We start from the raw sequence: 19,690 nt of genomic DNA, 5'->3' as shown, positions 1-19,690 counted from the left end.
ATTGGAGGAGGTGGGGGGCTAGCCAGTGCGACCCTACCCCACCATCTCCTCCAGCTCCTTGCCCTTGGTCTCGACGATGAAGCGCTGGACGAGGAAGAAGCTGATCACCGCACACACCGCATAGAAGCTGTAGCTTGCGGCCAGGCCGATCCCCGCCGCCATCAGCGGGAAGGATTGCGCGATGAGGTAATTGGCGAACCACTGGAAGAACCCCGCCACTGCCAGCGCCGATCCGCGAATCTGGTTGGGGAACATCTCGGCCAGCATCACCCACATCACCGGGCCCCAGCTGACGTTGAAGAAGATGACATAGAGGTTCGCTGCAATAACCGCCGCCGTGCCGAGGCCAGCCGACAGCACAAGGTTGCCGTCGGCATCAAGTCCGCCCTGGCTGAAAACGAACACCATCACGAACAATGTCGCCGCCATCCCGGCCGAACCGATCAGCAACAGCGGTTTGCGCCCCACCTTGTCGATCACCGCGATGGTGACGAAACAGGCCGCAATCGACACCGCGCCCGAGACAATGTTGATCAGCAGCGAATCGCTCTCGGTAAATCCGGCCAGCTGCCACAGCGTCGCACCGTAATAGAAGATCACGTTGATCCCGACGAGCTGCTGGAACACCGCCAGCATGATGCCCACCCACACGATCGGTCGCATTCCCAACACGCTTTTGGTGCCGGGAGGCGCGAGCACATCGGCGAGGCGCGGCTTGTGATCCTCGGAGAAACTGGCGCGGATTTCGGCCAGCTTGGCGGTGGCTTCGGTCGGGCCGAACAGGCTGGTGAGCACCGTAGAGGCTTCATCATGACGGCCCTTGCCGATCAGATAGCGCGGGCTTTCGGGGATGAAGAACAGCGCGGCAAGGAAGATCGCCGCGGGCACCGCCTGCATCAGATACATCCACCGCCATGCTTCGATCCCGCCCCAGAAAGCGCCGGTTGAATCGCCCGCCGCTGCGGCAAGCGCGTAATTGACGAGGAACGCCAGCGTGAGGCCGGTGATGATCATGATCTGCTGCACCGTCGTCATCCGCCCGCGAATGTTCGCGGGCGCGACTTCGGCAATGTAGGCGGGCGACAATACGCTGGCCCCCCCCACCGCCATGCCCCCCGCGATGCGTGCGATTACGAACAGCAGATAATCGGCGGTGAGCCCCTGAACGAGCGCGCCCACAAGAAACAGCACTGCGGCGATCCGCATGACGTTGCGCCGCCCCATCTGGTCGGCAAGCGCGCCTGCAGAAAAGGCACCAATCGCGCAGCCGATCAGGAGCGAGGCGACGGTGAAACCCAACCCCCCTTCGCTCAGCCCGAACGCCAGCTTCAGACCCGGCTGGGTGCCGTTGACCGCGCCGCTGTCATAACCGAACAGCAAACCCCCGATTGTCGCCACCGCCACGATTGCCGAAATCAGCACCATGTTGGCGCCTTCGCGCTTCGTCTCCAATATCCCTCTCCCCCGGGTTTGCGCTGTTGCAACCCATGTCATTTATGGTAGCGCTACCTTTCATGTAATGCGGACCTTGGCAAGCCGCGTTTTCGCGCAATTCGAATTCTGGCATTCGAGAGGAACACTCATGTTGACGGGCAATAATCTGGTCGCGGGCGAATGGCGCGGCGGGGCAGAACGCTTCGCCGCAGTAACAGCGGCAACCGGCGCAGCGCTCGAACCCGCCTTCGCCGAAGCAAGCGCCGCGGACATTGCCGATGCCTGCGCCGCGGCTGGGGCGGCACAGCCGGCCTTCGCCAGCCTGCCCTTGACAGAACGCGCTGCCTTCCTCCGGCTCATGGCGGACAAGATCGACGCGCTAGGCGATACCCTGACCCAGCGTGCTATGGCCGAAAGCGGCCTTCCCGAAGCGCGTCTGAATGGCGAGCGTGGCCGCACCGTGGGACAGCTGCGCCTGTTCGCCGATGAGGTCGAGAACGGCAGCTGGCAGGCCTTGCGGATCGATCATGCCGTCCCCGACCGCGCCCCGCCCAAGCCTGATCTGCGAATGCGCAAGGTGCCGCTCGGCCCCGTCGCGGTGTTTGGTGCGAGCAACTTTCCGCTCGCCTTCTCGGTGGCAGGCGGGGACACCGCATCAGCGCTGGCCGCCGGGTGCTGCGTGGTCGTCAAGGGTCATCCGGCGCACCCCGGCACCTCCGAACTGGTCGCAAGCGCGATCCTTGCCGCGATCCGTGAGGTCGGACTACCAGACGGCGTGTTCTCGCTGTTGAACGGCACCGATTACAAGCTGGGTGAGACGTTGGTGAAAGATCCGCGCATCGCAGCAGTCGGCTTCACCGGATCGCGCGCGGGCGGCCTTGCGCTTATGGATCACGCCGCAAACCGATCGACGCCGATCCCGGTCTATGCCGAGATGAGCAGCGTCAATCCGGTGGTGCTGATGCCGCACCGGATGAATGAAGCCGCAGAGACGCTGGCGAACGCCTACGCCGGTTCGCTCTCGCTGGGCGCAGGGCAGTTTTGCACCAATCCCGGCATCGTCCTGGTCGTGGAAGGTGAAGCGACGACACGTTTTGTCGCGACCGTGGCCGAGGCGCTGGGAGGCATTCCGGCGCAGACTATGCTGACCACCGGCATCCAGAGCGCCTATGCCAAAGGCATAGCCGCCATTGCCGCCCACGGCGCGACACTGGTGGGAACCGGCGCGGAAGGTGCGGGCGCGTGCGGGCAGGCGTATGTTTACACCGTTAGCGGTGCCGATTTCCGCAGCCAGCCGGCGCTGGGCCACGAGGTGTTCGGGCCGAGTTCCATCATCGTCACCTGCGCCGATCTGGACGAGGTCGCCGAAATTCTGGCAGCGATGGAGGGCCAGCTGACCGCTACGCTGCACATGGCCAGCAATGATTATCCGGCGGCGCGCGACCTGCTCCCGATCCTCGAACAGCGCGCCGGACGGATTATCGCCAATGCCTGGCCTACCGGGGTCGAAGTGACGCACGCGATGGTGCACGGTGGCCCCTTTCCGGCGACGTCGGACGGACGCAGCACGTCGGTCGGCACACTTGCGATCGACCGCTTCCTGCGCCCGGTCAGCTATCAGGACATGCCCGCCGCGCTGCTGCCCAAGGTGCTGCTCGACGGTCCCAGCCCGGTGCTGCGGCGGGTCGACGGACAATTCAAGGCCTAGCATCGCAGTGCATGCTTCCGCACCGCGTTTACCAAAGGAAGATGCAATGACCGATTTCGAACTGACACGGCGCCGCCTCATTCAGGTCGGTGGAGGTGCGGCAGCCGCATCCTTGATGGTAACCGCCGAATCGGCGCTGGGCCAGGCGCGCGGCGTGTCGGCAGCCGGCCAGCCGATGCCCGAAGGGGTCGAGTTGCCTGATGCTCCGCCGCGCCAGAGACGGTCGGACAGCGTCGGCTTCGCCATCATCGGCCTTGGAGACTATGCACTCAAGCAGATCATGCCCCGGTTCGATCAGTCCGAACGCGCGCATATCGCCGCTCTTGTATCCGGCAATCCCCGCAAGCTGCGGGAGGTCGGCGAGGCCTATGGCATCCCGCCAGAATCGCGGTACTCCTATGACTCCTTCGCTGATATTGCTGCAGATAACGGGGTCGAGGCGGCATATGTCGTGCTGCCGAGCGGATTGCACGCGGAGTGGACCGAGCGGGCCTTCGCCGCAGGCAAGCACGTCATGTGCGAGAAGCCGATGGCGCTCTCAAGCGAAGAATGCGAACGCATGATCGCGGCGAGCAACCGGGCAAACCGGAAGCTGATGATAGCCTATCGCTGCCATTTCGAGCCGTACAACCTTAAAGCAGTTGAGCTGATGGAGGCGGAAGCTGTCGGCGACCTGCGGCTGATCCGCACCGAACATTCCTATCGCATGGGTCCGACCACCCCGGCTGAAAACTGGCGGGTGAGCCGCGCTCTGGCGGGCGGCGGGCCGCTCGAGGACTACGGAATCTATGGCCTACAAGCGGCGCTTTACCTGTCCGGCGAAATGCCGGAACGCATCAGCGCTGCCACCCATCGGCCAATTGGCGACCAACGGTTCGCGGAAATATTTGCGCATGTTTCGGTCCAGTGCCGCTTCCCTTCCGGAGCGGCGGCCCACCTTGTCACCTCTTACGATTCGGCTGGCCTCAACATGGTCGAGACGCGTGGCACATCGGGGGCGCTGATGATGCAGCCGGCAACCAATTACAGCGGCAACACGCTGACGCTGGAAGCGGGACGGGAAAAGCACGACCTGTCGCCGGGGAATTCAAACGTCCAGTTCGCACGGCAACTCGATCACCTCGCCGATGCAATACGCGGCGGCACTCCGATCAGAACGCCTGGCGAGATGGGGCTCAGGGATGTGCGATTGATCGAAGCAATCTATGCTTCGGCTGCGACCGGTCGGACAATAATGCTCAATCCTGACGGAACGATGCGAAGTTGAGCATCACCAGCGATGTTCTCAAGACATTGATCAAGAGAAAGGGAGAATGGGCGTCCGTTCGACATGCTCATACTCGCCGCCGGCGGTCCGAAGTCATCGTCCGCTCCACGGTCGTACCATCCGGACGTAACAAACCTGATGGGTGCCCGCGCCCGCACCCGGACCAAACGATATGCTCGGCTGACGGGAAGCCAGCCACCAGTCGTCCGACATGCAGGCGCAGCTTCGGAACGATCGCGATTGCCTCGGGTTCGAATCTGCAATTTGCAGGAGCCAAGACATGGAAGATGCGCGCGTTTGGGAATTCGAACAGAGCCTATGGACAGGCGATGCGGAGCAGTACCGCGAATTGATCGATGCGGAATGCCTCATGGTCCTTCCCGAAAGACCATATGTATTCACCGGCGATCAGGCGATCGAGGCAGTCGCTAAAACGCCGCGATGGTCACAGGTGACGTTCAGCGAAAAGCAGGTCGCCCGCCCGCAGGAAGGGCTGATCGTCGTCGCCTACAAGGCCGAAGCGGATCGTGACGGCAGAGCCTACGCTGCCTATTGCACGACCACCATGCGCAGGCTCGAACATGACGAATGGCGCGTGTTGCAGCACCAGCAAACCGTTCCGCTAACCGCAGGCTAGGCGAAAACGGGCTCGCATTACTGCGGGGCAAGGCTCTGGCGGATCATGGCGATCGCGTCGGGGCTGTCCCATTCGTAACCGCCCGCCACCCGCAGCACTTCCTTGCCCTGCGCATCGAACAGGACCGTCAGCGGCAGCAGGCCTTCGGGCGTGAACTGCGCGGAAAGCTGCGCGTCGGGGTCGAGCCACGGTTCGAGCCGGGCAAAGTCCCTCTGCGCGAAGAACGGCGTGACCACCTCGGCCCCGCGCACGTCCTGGCTGACGGTGATGACGCGCACCTCGCCGTCCAGCTCGCCCGCGAGAGCATCCAGCTGCGGCATCTCGACCACGCATGGGCCGCACCACGTCGCCCACAGGTTGATCAACACCGGCCCGTCCTGCGCGGCAAGATCGAGGCTGTTGCCGTCGGCATCCGCGAACTGCATCGCCGGCAGCGGGGTTCCGGCGAAGGTGCGCGCCACTTCGCCCACGCCTGCGCTGCCCTCTGCGCTTTGCGCCGGTTGCGCTGGCGCTTCGGCGGCCCTATCGCATCCGGCCAGCAGCAGGAACGATACAGCGAATATGAGCGGCGAGCGGGACATGACAGGCTCCGGTGACGGTTCGAACGGCGGGGGCGCCACCAACGCCATGTGGGGCGGGCGCTTCGCTGCCGGCCCTAGCGCGATCATGCGCGAAATCAACGCCTCGATTCCCTTCGACAAGGCGCTGTGGCGCGAGGATATCGCCGCCAGCAAGGCACACGTCGCGATGCTGGGGGCTCAAGGGATCGTTGCGGCCGAGGACGCCGCCATCATCGGCGCCGGACTGGACACAGTCGCCGCCGAATATGCCGCCGACGGCGTGCCCGAAGACTGGGACCTCGAAGACATCCACATGACCACCGAGGCGCGGCTGGCCGAACTGATCGGCCCGGTCGCAGGTCGCCTCCACACCGCGCGCAGCCGCAACGATCAGGTGGCGACCGATTTCCGCCTGTGGGTGCGCGGCCGGTTCGATCAGCTGGACGAAGGCCTCGCCGGATTGCAACAGGCGCTGGTCACGCGGGCGGGCGAACACGCGGGCGACATCATGCCCGGCTTCACACACCTGCAAACCGCCCAACCGGTGACATTGGGCCACCACCTGATGGCCTATTACGAGATGCTGCGGCGCGACCGTTCGCGGCTGGCCGATGCGCGCGCGCGGATGAATGAATGCCCGCTGGGATCGGCCGCGCTGGCGGGCACCGGCTTTCCGATCGACCGCGACATGACCGCTAATGCGCTCGGCTTCGATGCGCCGACCACCAATTCGCTGGATGCGGTATCCGACCGCGATTTCGCGCTCGATTTCCTCTATGTCTGCTCCACCACCGCGCTGCACCTGTCGCGGCTGGCCGAAGAACTGATCCTGTGGGCGAGCCAGCCGTTCGGCTTCATCCGCCTGCCCGATAGCCTTTCGACCGGCTCGTCGATCATGCCGCAGAAGAAAAACCCCGACGCTGCCGAACTGGTGCGCGGGCATTCGGGCCGCGTCATCGGCGCGCTGACCAGCCTGATGATCACCATGAAAGGCCTGCCGCTGGCCTATTCCAAGGACATGCAGGACGATAAGACGCCGGTGTTCGAGGCCGCATCGCTGATGGAACTCGCCATCGCCGCGATGACGGGGATGATCGCGGGCAGCACCTTCAACACAGGCCGGATGCGCGCTGCGGCGGAACTCGGCTATGCCACCGCCACCGACCTTGCCGACTGGCTGGTGCGCGAGGCGGGCATTCCGTTCCGCGAGGCGCATCACATCACCGGCAGCGCGGTGAAGCTGGCGGAAACGCGCGGCATCGCGCTCGACCAGCTGCCGCTCGCCGAACTCCAGGCGATCGATGCGCGGATCGACGATCGGGTTTATGCTGCGCTATCGGTGGATGCTTCGGTCGCGGCGCGGGCTTCGCATGGCGGAACCGCTCCGGCGCAGGTCCGTTTGCAGGTCGGACGGGCAAGAACGATGTTGGGGATGGAGGAATGATGCGGATTGCAGTTTGTCTGGCGGGCGCGATGCTGCTCGCCGCTTGCGGCTCTCGCGCGCCGCTCACCCCGCCTGCAGGCGCGAACCTGCCGGTCGCCCCCTATGGCGCCGCCGTTCCGCCCACCGCTGACGAATTGCTGCGCCGCGAAGCGCTCGCCGCGCCGGAACGCAGCGTGGAACTGCGCCGCCGCTCCGAAGAACGGCAGGACGACCCCTTCGATTTGCCGCCCGAATAACCGAAAAGAACCATGGATCATTTCACTCTGAGAAACGGCGTGATGCACGCCGAAGACGTGCCGCTGCCGCGCATCGCGGACGAAGTCGGCACCCCGGTCTATGTCTATTCGCGCGCCACGCTGGAACGCCATGCGCGGGTGTTCCGCGAGGCTTTGATCGATGTGCCGGACAAGCTGATCGCCTTTGCGGTCAAATCGAACCCCAATCTTGCGGTGCTGAAGGTGCTGGGCAAGCAGGGCATGGGCGCCGACGTGGTATCGGTGGGCGAAATGCGCCGCGCGCTGGCCGCCGGGATCGCGCCCGACATGATCGTGTTCTCCGGCGTGGGCAAGACCGCCGCTGAAATGGTCGCCGCGCTGGACGCAGGCATCGGCCAGTTCAATATCGAGAGCGAGGAAGAAGGCTTGGAGTTGGCCGAGCTGGCCGCCGCGCGCGGTATGACGGCGCAATGCGCGCTGCGCATCAACCCCGATGTCGATGCCGGAACGCATGACAAGATTTCCACCGGCAAGGCCGATAACAAGTTCGGCGTGCCGATCAGCCAGGCCGGGCAGATCTTCGGCAAGCTGGCGGGCCTGCCGGGGGTCGCGCTGCGCGGGGTGGCGGTGCATATCGGCAGCCAGTTGGCCGATCTGGCTCCGCTGGAAACCGCTTTCGGCAAGCTCGGCACGCTGGTGACGGCGTTGCGCGGGGCGGGCCACACGATCACCCATGTCGATCTGGGCGGCGGATTGGGCGTGCCCTACCGCGTGGGCGAAGTGCTGCCCGAACCGGCCGAATACGGCGCGATGGTGGCGCGGGTGACGAAGGATTGGGGGGTCAAGCTGATCTTCGAACCGGGCCGCGTGATTGCGGGCAATGCGGGCGTGCTGCTGACCCGCGTGGTGCGGGTGAAGCGCGGGATCAATGATCCGTTCGTGATCGTCGATGCGGCGATGAATGATCTAGCGCGCCCGGCGCTGTACGGCGCGTATCACCATTTCGAGGCGGTCGAACCGACCGCGGCGCGGATGACGGCCAACATCGTCGGCCCGATCTGCGAAACCGGCGATACCTTCGCCATGGGGCGAGAATGCGATGCGCTTGTCGCAGGCGAACTCGCCGTGTTCCGCACCGCGGGCGCTTACGGCGCGACGATGGCATCGTCCTACAATTCACGCGGCTTCGTGGCCGAAGTGCTGGTCGACGGCGACAAGTTTGCGATCGTCGCCGACAGGATTGCGGCAAGCGCGATCATGGATGCCGAGCGCGTGCCCGAATGGCTCGCATGAGGCAGAAGTGAGCCGGATCGCCAGCCTGCCGCTGTTCCACCAGATCGAAGGGCAGAACGTGCTCGTGCTGGGAGATGGGGATGCGGCCGAACCCAAGCGGCGGCTGGTCGAGCGTGCGGGCGGAGTAATCATCGACGATCTGGCGCGCGCGGTAGACGAAGGGGTGCGGATCGCCTTCATCGCCTATGACGATGCCCGCGCCTGCGAGGTCGCGGCAATCAATGCGCGCTGTGCGGGGATGCTGGTCAATGTCGTCGACCGGCCGGAATTGTGCGATTTCACCACACCCAGCATTCTGGACCGCGATCCGCTGCTGGTGGCGATCGGGACGGGCGGCGCCTCTGCCGGGCTGGCCAAGCACGTGCGGCTGCGGCTGGAGCGGGTGCTGCCGCAGACGCTGGGCTTGCTGGCGCGGGCGCTGGAAGCGGCACGGCCGGCTTTGCGCACGCGCTTCCCGGATGGGGCAGAGCGGCGGCGCGTGGTGGATGCAGCGCTGCGCGAAGGCGGCGCGCTCGATCCGTTCGATGCCGAGGCGCATTTGCGGGCCCCGGATTGGGCCGCCGGATCGCAGCAACAGCGGGTGGGCGAGGTGGTAGAGTTCACGCTTGTCAGCTCCGATCCCGAGGATCTGACGTTGCGACAGGCCCGCTTGCTGGGTGAAGCGGATGTGTTGCTGATCGACGGCGCAGTGCCGCCCGCGATCCTCGCCCGTGCCCGCGCCGATGTGGCGCGCGAAGTGTGGGACGGGCGGGCCGGCCCGGTTGCCGGACAACGGGACACAACCGGCCTTACGCTGCTGCTGCGCTATCGTCCGGCAGATTAGGCCGCGAGCGTGGCGGGTTCGCGCAGGCTGGCGAAGTATCCTGCCATCGCCGCCAGCGAGGAATCGCTCAGCGCGATGAAGGCGCGGCGCTTGTCGGCGGGATCGGGTACGCGGATGAACACACCGCTTTCGACCATCTGGGTCAGCCAGCGTAGCGCGGTGGTGGCCGGTACGGCTGCGGCAATGCACAGCGATGTGACCGAGACCTGTGCGCCCTCGGCATGTGCGGCGGTGAGATCGAGCAGCATGTCCCATGCCGGATCGCCGAACAGCGCCGGATCGAAGAACCGCCCGCGCGCCTGGCGATGGGCGATCACCTGCCGCACCACGCGCGGATCGGGCAGTTTGACCGCGGGTCCGCCAAAGCCGGTGGGTGGCCCGCCAAATTCGGCTGGCGCCGGTTCCGCAGCACGAAACCGGGTTCTGAATTCCCCGAGCGTTGCATTGCCGCCCGAACCCGGCTGCATCTCCCGCTGCGAGAGCCGGTCGAGCGAATGGGCGATGGCCTCGACCTGTTGCGACAGGCGAAGCAAGGCGATGCGGTCTTCCTCGCCCATTTCGCGCAGGCGTGCCGCGCCCGCTTCGCCCATGACGCGGCCCACTGCGATCACCCGTTCGGCGCGGCTGGGCGACACCAGTATCTGCGGAGACGACTGGTCGAGCACCGCAAACACATCATCCAGCCCCGCCATGTTGGTCGCCACGATCAGCTTCGCGCCCGCGCGCGCCACCCGCATGTCGAGCCGCGCAAGCCCCGCGAGCATCAGCCCGTCCAGCCCGCGCGTTCCGGTGACGGGGCAATCGACCACCACCACATCGCCGAGCAGTGCAATCGGCCCTTCGAGCAGCGAGGCGATGGTTCCACCGTCAATGGTGCGGAACCCCGCCCCGCCCAAGTCTTCCGCGATCTGCTGCCGCAGCGCCGCATCGCCGGCATAAATCGCCGCGCGCGCGGGCAGCCCGGCCGGATCGCAGGCGGCTTCGTAGGAAAAATCGGACCTGTCACAAGCAAGGTTCAGCATCGACTCGACTCCAGCAATGTTGGAACGAGACTAGAACAAAAAAGGATCAGATCAAGTATATCTGCGTATTACGGCCTGATCTCGATCACGGTACCATCGGGGACGATGCTCCATAATTCCTCGATTTCGGCGTTGGAGAAGGCGATGCAGCCGTCGGTCCAGTCGCCCGGAATCCGCCCCATCGGCAGCGCGTTGGGCTGGCCGTGGAGGAAGATATCGCCGCCGGGCGAGCGGTCATATCGGGCCGCGAAGGCGCGGTCGGCGCGGTTGGGATAGGACACTTTCAGGCTCAGATGATAGGCGCTGCCGGGATTGCGGCCCTCGATCACATAGCGGCCTTCGGGCGTGCGCTCGTCACCTTCGAACCGTTTGTGCCCCTGCGGCTGGTCGCCGAACTGCAAGCCCCGCCACACCTTGACCGGTTGCCCCCCGGCATAACCGATCATCATCCGTTCGGACTTGTCGACCAGCAGATAATCGACGGCGGCGAAGGTCCGCTGCGGCACGATCCGCCGCGCCTCACGCTCCAGCGGGGGCTGCGACGACGGCCCTTCCGCGACCTTGGGCGGCGGGTTGGCGCAGGCAGCCAAGGCCAGCACTGCAAGAGCGACGAAGCGTTTCATGTCCGGCAGGATAACCTCGCCGGACCCGGTTTATCAATCCACGAACGGATCGCGCATCAGGATCGTGTCGTCGCGCTCGGGCGAGGTCGAAACCAGCGCCACCGGACATTCGATCAATTCCTGAATGCGCTGGATATACTTGATCGCGTTGGCAGGCAGATCGGCATAGGAGCGCGCGCCCGCTGTGCTTTCGTGCCAGCCGTCCATCTCCTCGTAGATCGGCTCGCATTCGGCCTGATCGGCGGCGTGGCTGGGGAGGTAGTCATACACCTTCCCACGCAGGCGGTATCCGGTGCAGATCGCCACGCGGTCGAGCCCGTCGAGCACGTCGATCTTGGTCAGCGCGATGCCGGTCACGCCGCTGATCGCGCAGGACTGGCGCACCAGCACGGCGTCAAACCAGCCGACGCGCCGCTTGCGCCCGGTGACGGTGCCGAATTCATGGCCGCGCTCGCCCAATCGCTGGCCGATATCGTCTTCCAGTTCGGTCGGGAACGGGCCGCTGCCGACGCGGGTGGTGTAGGCCTTGACGATGCCCAGCACATAGCCGGTCGAATTGGGGCCGAGGCCGCTGCCCGAAGCCGCCGTGCCGCTGACCGTGTTGGACGAGGTGACGAAGGGATAGGTGCCGTGATCGACATCGAGCAGCACGCCCTGCGCGCCCTCGAACAGAATCTTGGCCCCTGCGCGGCGCACCTTCTTCAGCCGCTTCCACACCGGCTGGGCGAATTTGAGTACGAAGGGCGCGATTTCGCGCAGTTCTTCGAGCAGCGCTGCACGATCCACCGGCGGCTGGCCGAAACCTGCCCGCAGCGCGTCATGATGCGCACACAGCCGGTCAAGCTGCGGCTCCAGCGTGTCGAGATGCGCAAGGTCGCACACGCGGATCGCGCGCCTGCCGACCTTGTCCTCGTAAGCCGGGCCGATCCCGCGTCCGGTGGTGCCGATCTTGCCCTTGCCCGCCGCCGTTTCGCGCAGGCCATCCAGATCGCGGTGGAGCGGCAGGATCAGCGGGCAGTTGTCGGCGACCGCGAGGTTCTCGTCGGTGATCGAAACGCCCTGACCTTCGAGCTTGGCGACCTCGTCCCGCAAGGCCCACGGATCCAGAACCACGCCATTGCCGATCACCGACAGCGTGCCTGACACAATCCCCGACGGCAGCAACGAAAGCTTGTAGGTCTTGCCGTCGATCACCAGCGTGTGACCGGCATTGTGCCCGCCCTGAAAGCGCACGACCACATCGGCGCGGCTGGCGAGCCAATCGACAATCTTGCCCTTGCCCTCATCGCCCCATTGGGCGCCGATCACGGTGACGTTGGCCATGTTGTTCCTTCGATGATGGCGGTGGTTCTGATGGCGATGGGCCGGGCGCGGCACTAGGCTGTCCGCGACATGGTGGCAAGCACATGGCGCAATCGCGCTTTCCTACCGCGCCTGCGATCTGGCAGGTCGGCAATGATGTCTTACGATGCCGCCCGCTTCGCGTATTACGCTCGCATCGGCGAAGGTGCGTAGAGGGACGGTTTTTCTGTTCCTGGACAGTGTCTCATGTGTCTCCAACATCGCGATTTCAGGGTGATAGCAGACCGCCCGGCGCGAGCGCGAAGGGTTGCCGGGGATGCGCCGTTGAAGCAGGGTATTTACGAGCCTGAAGGAACCGTCATGAACGCCGCGCCCAAATTCCTGCTTGTCGCCGCCGCCGCCGCCGCTGTGCTGGCCGCCCCGATTTTGGCCCAGCAGCGCGGCGGCGCGCGGCTGCCTGCCGAATGCCGCGCGGAAATCGTCAAGCTGTGCGGCACGGACCGGGCGCAGATGCGCACCTGCCTGCGCGAGAAATATGCCCAACTGTCCGAAGGCTGCGCCGCGTCCTTGCGCGAGCGGATGGGCGAACGCAGGGGCGAACGCGCCGGACAGCGCGAAGGTGCCAGCGCGCAGCGCGGGGGCGGATATGCCAGTGCGCGGGTCAGTAGCACGGTGATCTATGGCAGCCATGATCGCCAGCAGGTCGATATCTACACCCCCGATGATGCGGTGGGCGATTCCCCGCTGGTAGTGTTCGTCCACGGTGGTGGCTGGAGCATCGGCAACCGCAGCGCGGTGCAGGCCAAGCCGCAGCATTTCAAGGATGCAGGATTCGTCTTCGCCTCGGCCGGATACCGCCTGCTGCCCGATACGCCGGTGGAACAGCAGGCGGTCGATATCGGCGCTGCCTTGCGGGCACTGCGCGCGCAGGCCGAAACGGGCGGGTTCGATCCCGACAGGATCGTGCTGATGGGCCATAGCGCGGGCGCGCATCTGGCCGCGCTGGTGGCGACCGATCCCGCCTATGCCGGCGATGCGTTCGGCGCGATTCGCGGCGTCGTGCTACTGGACGGCGCGGGCTATGATGTGCCTGCCGCGATGGCGACCCCCACGCTGGAGATGCCCAACCTTTACCGCGACGTGTTCGGCACCGATCCGGCGCGGCAGAAGGCGTTGTCCCCGATCACCCATGTGGGCGGCAAGGATGCGCCCCACTGGCTGGCGCTGTATGTGGCCGAGCGGGCGAATTCCAAGGCGCAGTCCGAAGCGCTCATCGCGGCGCTGGCACAAGCAGGCGCGCAGGCGGAAGCGGCCGCGATTGCGGGCACCGATCATGGCAGGATGAACCGTGAACTCGGCGCGCCAGCCGGCGCGGCGCAGACCGAAGCGGTCGATGCGTTTCTGGCGCGGGTGCTGGGTTAAGTCGGCTTGCGGGTTTTACGCAGCCGCGATCACGTCGATCTCGAGCATGAGTTCGGGCAGCGCCAGTGCGCGCACTTCCAGCGTGGTATCGGCGGGATAAGGCGGCGTGAACCAGCGCCGCCGCGCCTCTACGTTCTTGGAGAAGTTGGCCATGTCGGTGAGATAGATCGTGACCTTGACCACTTTGGAAAGATCGCTGCCCGCAGCCGCCAGCACGGTCTCGATATTGGCGAAGGTCTGGGCGAGCTGGGCATCGAAATCGCCCGGCCCCACGATTGCACCGTTCTCGTCGATGCTCGCCTGGCCGGACAGAAACACGAGGTCGCCGACCTGCCATGCGGGCGCGATGCAATAGGGCGCGAGCGGATCGTTAGGCAGCGTGATCGGCTTGGCGCGGCCGGTCATGCTTGCGGCTCCAGTTCCGCAGGCCCGCCTGCCTTCAGGACGTGCGTGCAGCCCAGCGCGAAGCCGTCTTCGCCCTCGGCCAGCTGGGCGCGGGTGCGCCAGCCCTGGGCGCGCAGGGCTGCGGCTGCCACGCGGTCGTGACCGAGCGGGAGCCAGATCAGCCTTGCGGCCTCGGGATCGGGCGCGGCCTCGGCCAGCCGGTCGATATAGAGGGTGAAGCCGGTCGCGGGCTCATCGCTCCCGGCGATGCGGTAGGTGCCGCCCCGTCCCGCCGCGCGGCGAAGGCCATCGGCGTAGAGCGTGAAGCCGAACCACGACTGGTACTCGAACCCGTGCCGCTCGGTCGGATCAAGCGTGATCCGGGCGGTATCGCCGATGCTGGCGGCGATCTGCTCGAGCGCATCGAGACGCGACTTGAGCGCCCCGCCCGCATCGACTGCGCGCAGGGCCGGAAGCGCCTCGGCGAACGGGCCGGTGGCATAGAGCAGCGGCAGATACGCCGCGCCGCCCGCGGCCTTCAACCCGCCCGCGTCCTTGGTGTCGAGCTCGCGCCGCACCGCTTCGCGCCGGTCGGGCGCCAGCGGCAGCGCCTCGGCCGCGAGGGTGTCGACCAGATCGGGAAGCGTGAAGTCGACCGAGATGCCGGTCAGCCCCGCCGCGCCGAGCGCCTCGACCGCAAGCATCACGGCCTCGCTCGCCGCAGCGACGCTGTCGGCTCCGATCAGTTCGGCGCCCAGTTGCAGCCGCTCACGCGCGGGATCGAGCTGGCTGGCGCGGATCAGCGCCGTGTCGCCGCAGTAGGCGAGCCGGAGCGGGCGCGCGGCATCGCGCAGGCTGGTGGAGGCAATCCGGCCGATCTGCGGGGTGATGTCGCTGCGCAGGGCAAGCGTGCGCAGGCTCGCCGGGTCGACGAAGCGGAACATCGCCCGCGAATCGAGCCCGCCGTTGGGGCCAGCCGCAACCCCTGCCATGCGGCCCGCGAGCGACGCTTCGAACTCGAGCAGCGGCGGGCGCACGCGGTCATACCCGTGCGCGTCCAGCACATCGAGGCACGCCCGCATCGCCGCCGTGATCCGCGCGGCTTCTTGCGGCAGGCGGTCTTCGAGACCTTCGGGGAGGAGATCGTTGGGTTGGGTCAATGAAACACACTTCCGTTCGTGCTGAGCCTGTCGAAGCACTGTCCTTCTTGCGGCACCGGCGGCGCTAGAAGAAGTGCAACCCTTCGACAAGCTCAGGGCGAACGGGATTGGTTAACTGATGGTCAAAACGCCAAAGCCTTGACCAGCTTCACGCCTTCGACCGCTTCGGCCTCTGCGACGACATCTGGAGTCAGGGGTTCATCGAGGCTCAGCAACAGCACCGCCTCCCCGCCCGCATCGCGGCGGCCGAGGTTGAAAGTGCCGATGTTGATCCCGTGACCGCCCAGCAGCGTCCCGATCCGGCCGATGAAGCCCGGCTTGTCGTCGTTGACAATGTACAGCATGTGTCCGGCCAATTCGGCTTCGATCCCGATGCCGAAGATCTCGACCAAACGCGGCGCTTCGTTGCCGAACAGCGTGCCCGCGACAGAGCGCGGCCCCTGCGCCGTCTCCACCGTCACCCGCAGCAGCGTGTTGTACGCGCCGTCGCGATCATGACGGATTTCGCGCACGTCCAGCCCGCGCTCCTTGGCGAGATAGGGCGCGTTGACCATGTTCACCGTATCGGAATAGCGCCGCATCAGCCCGGATAGCACGGCGGCGGTGATCGGCTTGCCGTTGAGGCTCGCCGCTGCACCTTCGCGTTCGATGCTGATGTTGGTCAGGTTGCCGTGGGCCAGCTGACCGACGAGGCTGCCGAGCTTCTCCGCCAGCGCCATATAGGGGCGCAGCTTTGGCGCTTCCTCAGCGGAGAGCGAGGGTACGTTGAGCGCATTGGTGACCCCGCCGTTGACGAGGTAGTCAGCCAGCTGCTCGGCCACCTGCAGCGCAACATTGACCTGCGCTTCGTTGGTCGAGGCGCCAAGGTGCGGGGTGCAGATGAAATTGGGCGTGCCGAACAGCGGGTGATCGACGGCGGGCGGTTCTGTTTCGAACACATCGAGCGCCGCACCGGCCACCTGACCGCTTTCCAGACAATCCTTCAGCGCCGCTTCGTCGATCAACCCGCCGCGCGCACAGTTGATAATGCGGATGCCCTTCTTCGCATTCTCGAGCCGTTCGCGGTTCAGAATATTGCGGGTCTCGTCCGTCAGCGGGGTGTGCAGCGTGACGAAATCGGCGCGGCTCAGCAGCGTATCGAGATCGACCTTTTCCACGCCCATTTCCACGGCGCGTTCCTCGGTCAGGAAGGGATCATAGGCGATCACCTTCATGCGCAGGCCCAGCGCGCGGGTGGCGACGATCGAACCGATATTGCCCGCGCCGATCAGGCCGAGCGTCTTGCCGGTCACTTCGACGCCCATGAACCCGCTTTTGGGCCACTTGCCGTCCTGCGTCTGTCCGTTGGCTTCGGGGATCTGGCGGGCCAGCGCGAACATCAGCGCAATCGCGTGTTCGGCGGTGGTGATCGAGTTGCCGAACGGGGTGTTCATCACCACCACGCCCTTGCCGCTGGCATAGGGAATATCGACGTTGTCCACGCCAATCCCGGCGCGGCCGATGACCTTGAGGTTGGTGGCGGCATCGAGAATGGCAGCGGTAACCTTGGTCGAGGAGCGGATGGCGAGGCCATCATACTCACCGATGCGCGCGATCAATTGTTCGGGCGTTTCGCCGGTGATGACATCGACATCGCAACCGCGCTCTTCGAAAATGCGGGCTGCGTTGGGGTCCATCTTGTCGGAAATGAGAACTTTGGGACGGGTCATGATCTTTATCCTGTGCGAGTCCCCGCGCAGGCGGGGACCTCCATCGGGGAAGCGTTGAATATGGCTGAGGGAGGCCCCCGCCTGCGCGGGGGCTCACTCTCAAAGCCAATCAGTCGTTCTTGACCTTGTCGTAGGCCCATTCGATCCACGGCAGCAGACGCTTCACGTCCTCCTGCTCCACGGTCGAACCGCACCAAATGCGCAACGAAGGCGGCGCATCGCGGTAACCGTTGAAATCGAAGCCGACATTGCGTTCTTCGAGCAGCTTGACGATTTTCTTCGGCACGGCCGCCTTGTCGTCATCCGACAAGCCATCGTACCATTCGCCCTGAAACACCATGCAGACGCCGGTGTTGGTCTGCTGCGCCGGATCGGACGCCATGTTGCGCAGCCACGGGGTGGATTCGATCCAGTCCTTCACCAGCTTGGCGTTGGCATTGGCGCGTTCGACCAACGCCTTGCGCCCGCCGATGCTCTTGGCCCATTCCAGCGCCGCGATGTAATCTTCTGTCGCCAGCATCGAAGGGGTGTTGATCGTTTCGCCAACAAAAATGCCGGCGTTGATCTTGTTGCCCTTCTTCATGCGGAACAGCTTGGGCATCGGCCACGGCGGGTCATAGCTTTCGATCCGGGCGACGGCCTTGGGGCTGAGGATCAGCATGCCGTGCTGCGCTTCGCTGCCCATCACCTTCTGCCACGAATAGGTGGTGGCATCGAGCTTCGACCAGTCCATTTCCTGCGCGAAGATCGCGCTGGTGGCATCGTTGATGGTGATCCCTTCGCGGCCAGCTTCGAGCCAGTCGGTGTTCGGGATCATCGCACCGCTGGTAGTGCCGTTCCAGGTGAACACGACATCATTGCGCTGCGGGATGGTGGTGAGATCGGGAATTTCGCCATAATCGGCGGTAAGGACTTGAAGGTTGGGCAGCTTGAGCTGCTTCACCGCGTCCTGGATCCAGATATTGCCAAAGCTTTCCCACGCGGCGACCGTCACCGGGCGGGCCGGGTCGAGCATCGCCCACATCGCGGCTTCGATCGCGCCGGTGTCGGACGCGGGCATGATGCCGATCAGGTAATCATCAGGGATGCCGAGCAGTTCGCGGCTCAGATCAATCGCGTACTTCAGACGCGCCTTGCCCAGCGCCGAACGGTGCGAGCGGCCAAGTGATTCGGTTTTGAGCTTGTCCAGCGACCAGCCGGGGAATTTTGCCGTGGGGCCCGAAGAAAAGAAGGGGCGTTCAGGCTTAAGCGTAGGCTCGTGCATGAGCCCGCGGGTGTACTCAGTCATGTATTCTCTCCTTGCAGAGAGCTCGCGCGGCGTTGGGACCGCGTGGCCCGCTGGCCGCTCTAGAGGCCGCCCGTGACAAGTCAACGCATGAATCGACCACCGGAGCCGGACCGGCTGACGGATCGCCACCTCCGCTGTCGACAGGATAGCCCCTCGCCAAGCGGGTAGAATGTTACTAATCAACCCGCGAAATGAACATTTCCGATCTTCGCATTGCGCTGTTCAGCGGCAATTACAATTACACCCGCGACGGGGCGAATCAGGCGCTTAACCGTCTGGTCGGTTCGTTGCTGGCCAAGGGCGCGAAGGTGCGCGTCTACTCTCCCAAGGTCGCCAATCCCGATTTCCCCCCGACCGGCGATCTCGTCGGTCTGCCCAATGTGCCGATGCCGGTGAAGGGGCGCGGCGAATACCGCATGCCAACCCATCTGGGCGCAGCGGTGAAGCGCGATCTTGCAAAGTTCCAGCCCGATATCGTGCACCTGTCCTCGCCCGATCCATCGGGCCACGCGGCGCTGCGCTGGGCGCAGGATCATGATGTTCCGGTGCTGGCGTCTGTTCACACCCGGTTCGAAACCTATCCACGCTACTACAAGATGGCGTTTCTCGAACCGCTGATCATCCGGCTGCTGCGGCGGTTCTACAATCGCTGCGATGCGCTGGTGGCGCCGTCGCAATCGATGATCGACGAATTGCTGGCGATGGAGATGCATGACGATATCGCGCTGTGGAGCCGGGGGGTGGATCGCACCATCTTCTCGTCCGCGCGGCGCGATCCGGAATGGCGGCGCAGCCTCGGCCTTGCCGATGATGACGTCGCCATCGTGTTCCTCGGCCGTCTGGTGATGGAAAAAGGGCTGGACGTGTTCGCCGAAACCATCGTCCAGCTGCGCCGCCGTCAGGTGCCGCACAAGGTGTTGGTGATCGGCGATGGCCCCGCGCGCGATTGGTTCGAGGCGAACCTGCCCGGCGGCATCTTCGCAGGCTTCAAGACCGGCGAGGGACTGGGGCAGGCGCTCGCCAGCGGGGATGTGTTCTTCAACCCCAGCGTCACCGAAACCTTTGGCAATGTCACGCTGGAAGCGATGGCGAGCGGCCTGCCGGTGGTGGCCGCCGGTGCGACCGGCAGCGCCAGCCTAGTATTGGAAGGCGTCACCGGGCGGCTGGTGGTGCCGACCACCAAGGACGCCGATGCCGCCGCCTTTGCCGAAGCGCTCGCCCCCTATTGCACCGATCCGGCGCTGCGATCAGCCCACGGCGCAGCCGGAGAGACGCGGGCCTGCGAATATGGCTGGGAAGCGATCAATCAGGTAGTTGCCGATACCTATGTGCGGCTGGTCGAGGATCGGCGCGCATTGCAGGCCAGCGAACAGGGTCACGCAGCGCAAGCGGCCTGATC

The 19,690-nt window shown here is 65.3% G+C and carries 18 protein-coding genes; 9 read left to right on the top strand and 9 right to left on the bottom strand.

The features are described 5' to 3' along the window. Positions 1-33: 33 nt before the first annotated feature. Complete coding sequence (locus Q0L48_RS05000) at positions 34-1,455, bottom strand: sugar porter family MFS transporter (RefSeq protein WP_296718760.1); 1,422 nt, start codon at positions 1,453-1,455, stop codon at positions 34-36. 127 nt (positions 1,456-1,582) lie between these two features. Between Q0L48_RS05000 and Q0L48_RS04995 the strand changes: the two genes are divergently transcribed. The 3 genes from Q0L48_RS04995 to Q0L48_RS04985 all read left to right on the top strand — a co-directional run bounded on the left by Q0L48_RS04995 (position 1,583) and on the right by Q0L48_RS04985 (position 5,046). Beyond that, entirely contained in the window at positions 1,583-3,142 is a 1,560-nt protein-coding gene (locus Q0L48_RS04995; protein ID WP_296717995.1) for an aldehyde dehydrogenase (NADP(+)), read from the top strand. A gap of 46 nt (positions 3,143-3,188) precedes the next feature. Beyond that, positions 3,189-4,409 (top strand): Gfo/Idh/MocA family oxidoreductase, encoded by a 1,221-nt coding sequence (locus Q0L48_RS04990; RefSeq protein WP_296717992.1) that lies wholly within the window; start codon positions 3,189-3,191, stop codon positions 4,407-4,409. Positions 4,410-4,689: 280 nt separating this feature from the next. Next, entirely contained in the window at positions 4,690-5,046 is a 357-nt protein-coding gene (locus Q0L48_RS04985) for a DUF4440 domain-containing protein (protein ID WP_296717989.1), read from the top strand. Positions 5,047-5,063: 17 nt separating this feature from the next. Here Q0L48_RS04985 and Q0L48_RS04980 read toward each other — a convergent pair whose 3' ends face one another. Next, positions 5,064-5,627 carry a TlpA disulfide reductase family protein gene (locus Q0L48_RS04980; protein WP_296717988.1) on the bottom strand — a complete coding sequence of 188 codons (564 nt, stop codon included), beginning with the start codon at positions 5,625-5,627 and terminating at the stop codon, positions 5,064-5,066. 46 nt (positions 5,628-5,673) lie between these two features. Here Q0L48_RS04980 and argH point away from each other — a divergent pair, with 46 nt between their 5' ends. The 4 genes from argH to Q0L48_RS04960 are packed head-to-tail and all read left to right on the top strand — an operon-like array spanning position 5,674 to position 9,381. Continuing rightward, entirely contained in the window at positions 5,674-7,050 is a 1,377-nt protein-coding gene (gene argH, locus Q0L48_RS04975; RefSeq protein WP_296718758.1) for an argininosuccinate lyase, read from the top strand. After that, complete coding sequence (locus Q0L48_RS04970) at positions 7,047-7,286, top strand: hypothetical protein (protein ID WP_296717985.1); 240 nt, start codon at positions 7,047-7,049, stop codon at positions 7,284-7,286. Before argH ends, Q0L48_RS04970 begins: the two co-directional genes overlap by 4 nt. A gap of 12 nt (positions 7,287-7,298) precedes the next feature. Continuing rightward, positions 7,299-8,558 (top strand): diaminopimelate decarboxylase, encoded by a 1,260-nt coding sequence (gene lysA, locus Q0L48_RS04965; RefSeq protein ID WP_296717984.1) that lies wholly within the window; start codon positions 7,299-7,301, stop codon positions 8,556-8,558. Positions 8,559-8,565: 7 nt separating this feature from the next. Beyond that, complete coding sequence (locus Q0L48_RS04960; RefSeq protein WP_296717981.1) at positions 8,566-9,381, top strand: NAD(P)-dependent oxidoreductase; 816 nt, start codon at positions 8,566-8,568, stop codon at positions 9,379-9,381. On the opposite strand, the gene Q0L48_RS04955 is transcribed toward Q0L48_RS04960, so the two are convergent. From Q0L48_RS04955 to Q0L48_RS04945, 3 genes are all read right to left on the bottom strand, one after another. Then, the gene (locus Q0L48_RS04955; protein WP_296717979.1) at positions 9,378-10,403 is read right to left on the bottom strand and encodes a MarR family transcriptional regulator; all 1,026 of its coding nucleotides are present in this window, start codon (positions 10,401-10,403) and stop codon (positions 9,378-9,380) included. The two genes, Q0L48_RS04960 and Q0L48_RS04955, sit on opposite strands and share 4 nt — an antisense overlap. Before the next feature lie 68 nt (positions 10,404-10,471). Continuing rightward, the gene (locus Q0L48_RS04950) at positions 10,472-11,026 is read right to left on the bottom strand and encodes a L,D-transpeptidase family protein (RefSeq protein WP_296717974.1); all 555 of its coding nucleotides are present in this window, start codon (positions 11,024-11,026) and stop codon (positions 10,472-10,474) included. Positions 11,027-11,059: 33 nt separating this feature from the next. After that, positions 11,060-12,349, bottom strand: coding sequence for an adenylosuccinate synthase (locus Q0L48_RS04945; RefSeq protein ID WP_054119810.1), 1,290 nt, complete (start codon positions 12,347-12,349; stop codon positions 11,060-11,062). 339 nt (positions 12,350-12,688) lie between these two features. Between Q0L48_RS04945 and Q0L48_RS04940 the strand changes: the two genes are divergently transcribed. Next, positions 12,689-13,750 carry an alpha/beta hydrolase gene (locus tag Q0L48_RS04940; RefSeq protein ID WP_296717972.1) on the top strand — a complete coding sequence of 354 codons (1,062 nt, stop codon included), beginning with the start codon at positions 12,689-12,691 and terminating at the stop codon, positions 13,748-13,750. Positions 13,751-13,765: 15 nt separating this feature from the next. Here Q0L48_RS04940 and Q0L48_RS04935 read toward each other — a convergent pair whose 3' ends face one another. From Q0L48_RS04935 to Q0L48_RS04920, 4 genes are all read right to left on the bottom strand, one after another. After that, positions 13,766-14,155: a RidA family protein gene (locus Q0L48_RS04935; protein WP_296717970.1), complete on the bottom strand. Its 390-nt coding sequence runs from the start codon at positions 14,153-14,155 to the stop codon at positions 13,766-13,768. Continuing rightward, the gene (locus tag Q0L48_RS04930) at positions 14,152-15,294 is read right to left on the bottom strand and encodes an ATP phosphoribosyltransferase regulatory subunit (RefSeq protein ID WP_296717967.1); all 1,143 of its coding nucleotides are present in this window, start codon (positions 15,292-15,294) and stop codon (positions 14,152-14,154) included. The genes Q0L48_RS04935 and Q0L48_RS04930 overlap by 4 nt, the downstream gene beginning before the upstream one ends. 122 nt (positions 15,295-15,416) lie before the next feature. Beyond that, on the bottom strand, positions 15,417-17,003 hold the full coding sequence (gene serA / locus Q0L48_RS04925) for a phosphoglycerate dehydrogenase (RefSeq protein WP_296717965.1): 1,587 nt from the start codon (positions 17,001-17,003) through the stop codon (positions 15,417-15,419). Between the two features lie 109 nt (positions 17,004-17,112). After that, a complete protein-coding gene (locus tag Q0L48_RS04920; protein ID WP_296717962.1) occupies positions 17,113-18,291 on the bottom strand; it encodes a phosphoserine transaminase in 1,179 nt (392 codons plus the stop codon). Between the two features lie 191 nt (positions 18,292-18,482). Here Q0L48_RS04920 and Q0L48_RS04915 point away from each other — a divergent pair, with 191 nt between their 5' ends. After that, entirely contained in the window at positions 18,483-19,688 is a 1,206-nt protein-coding gene (locus Q0L48_RS04915) for a glycosyltransferase family 1 protein (protein WP_296717960.1), read from the top strand. The last annotated feature ends 2 nt before the right edge of the window (positions 19,689-19,690 follow it).

The organism is Erythrobacter sp. (assembly GCF_024305245.1).
In the GTDB taxonomy this organism is placed as follows: domain Bacteria; phylum Pseudomonadota; class Alphaproteobacteria; order Sphingomonadales; family Sphingomonadaceae; genus Erythrobacter.
The sequence above is the reverse complement of the archived record's forward strand: the minus strand, read 5'-3'. Positions and strand labels throughout refer to the sequence as shown.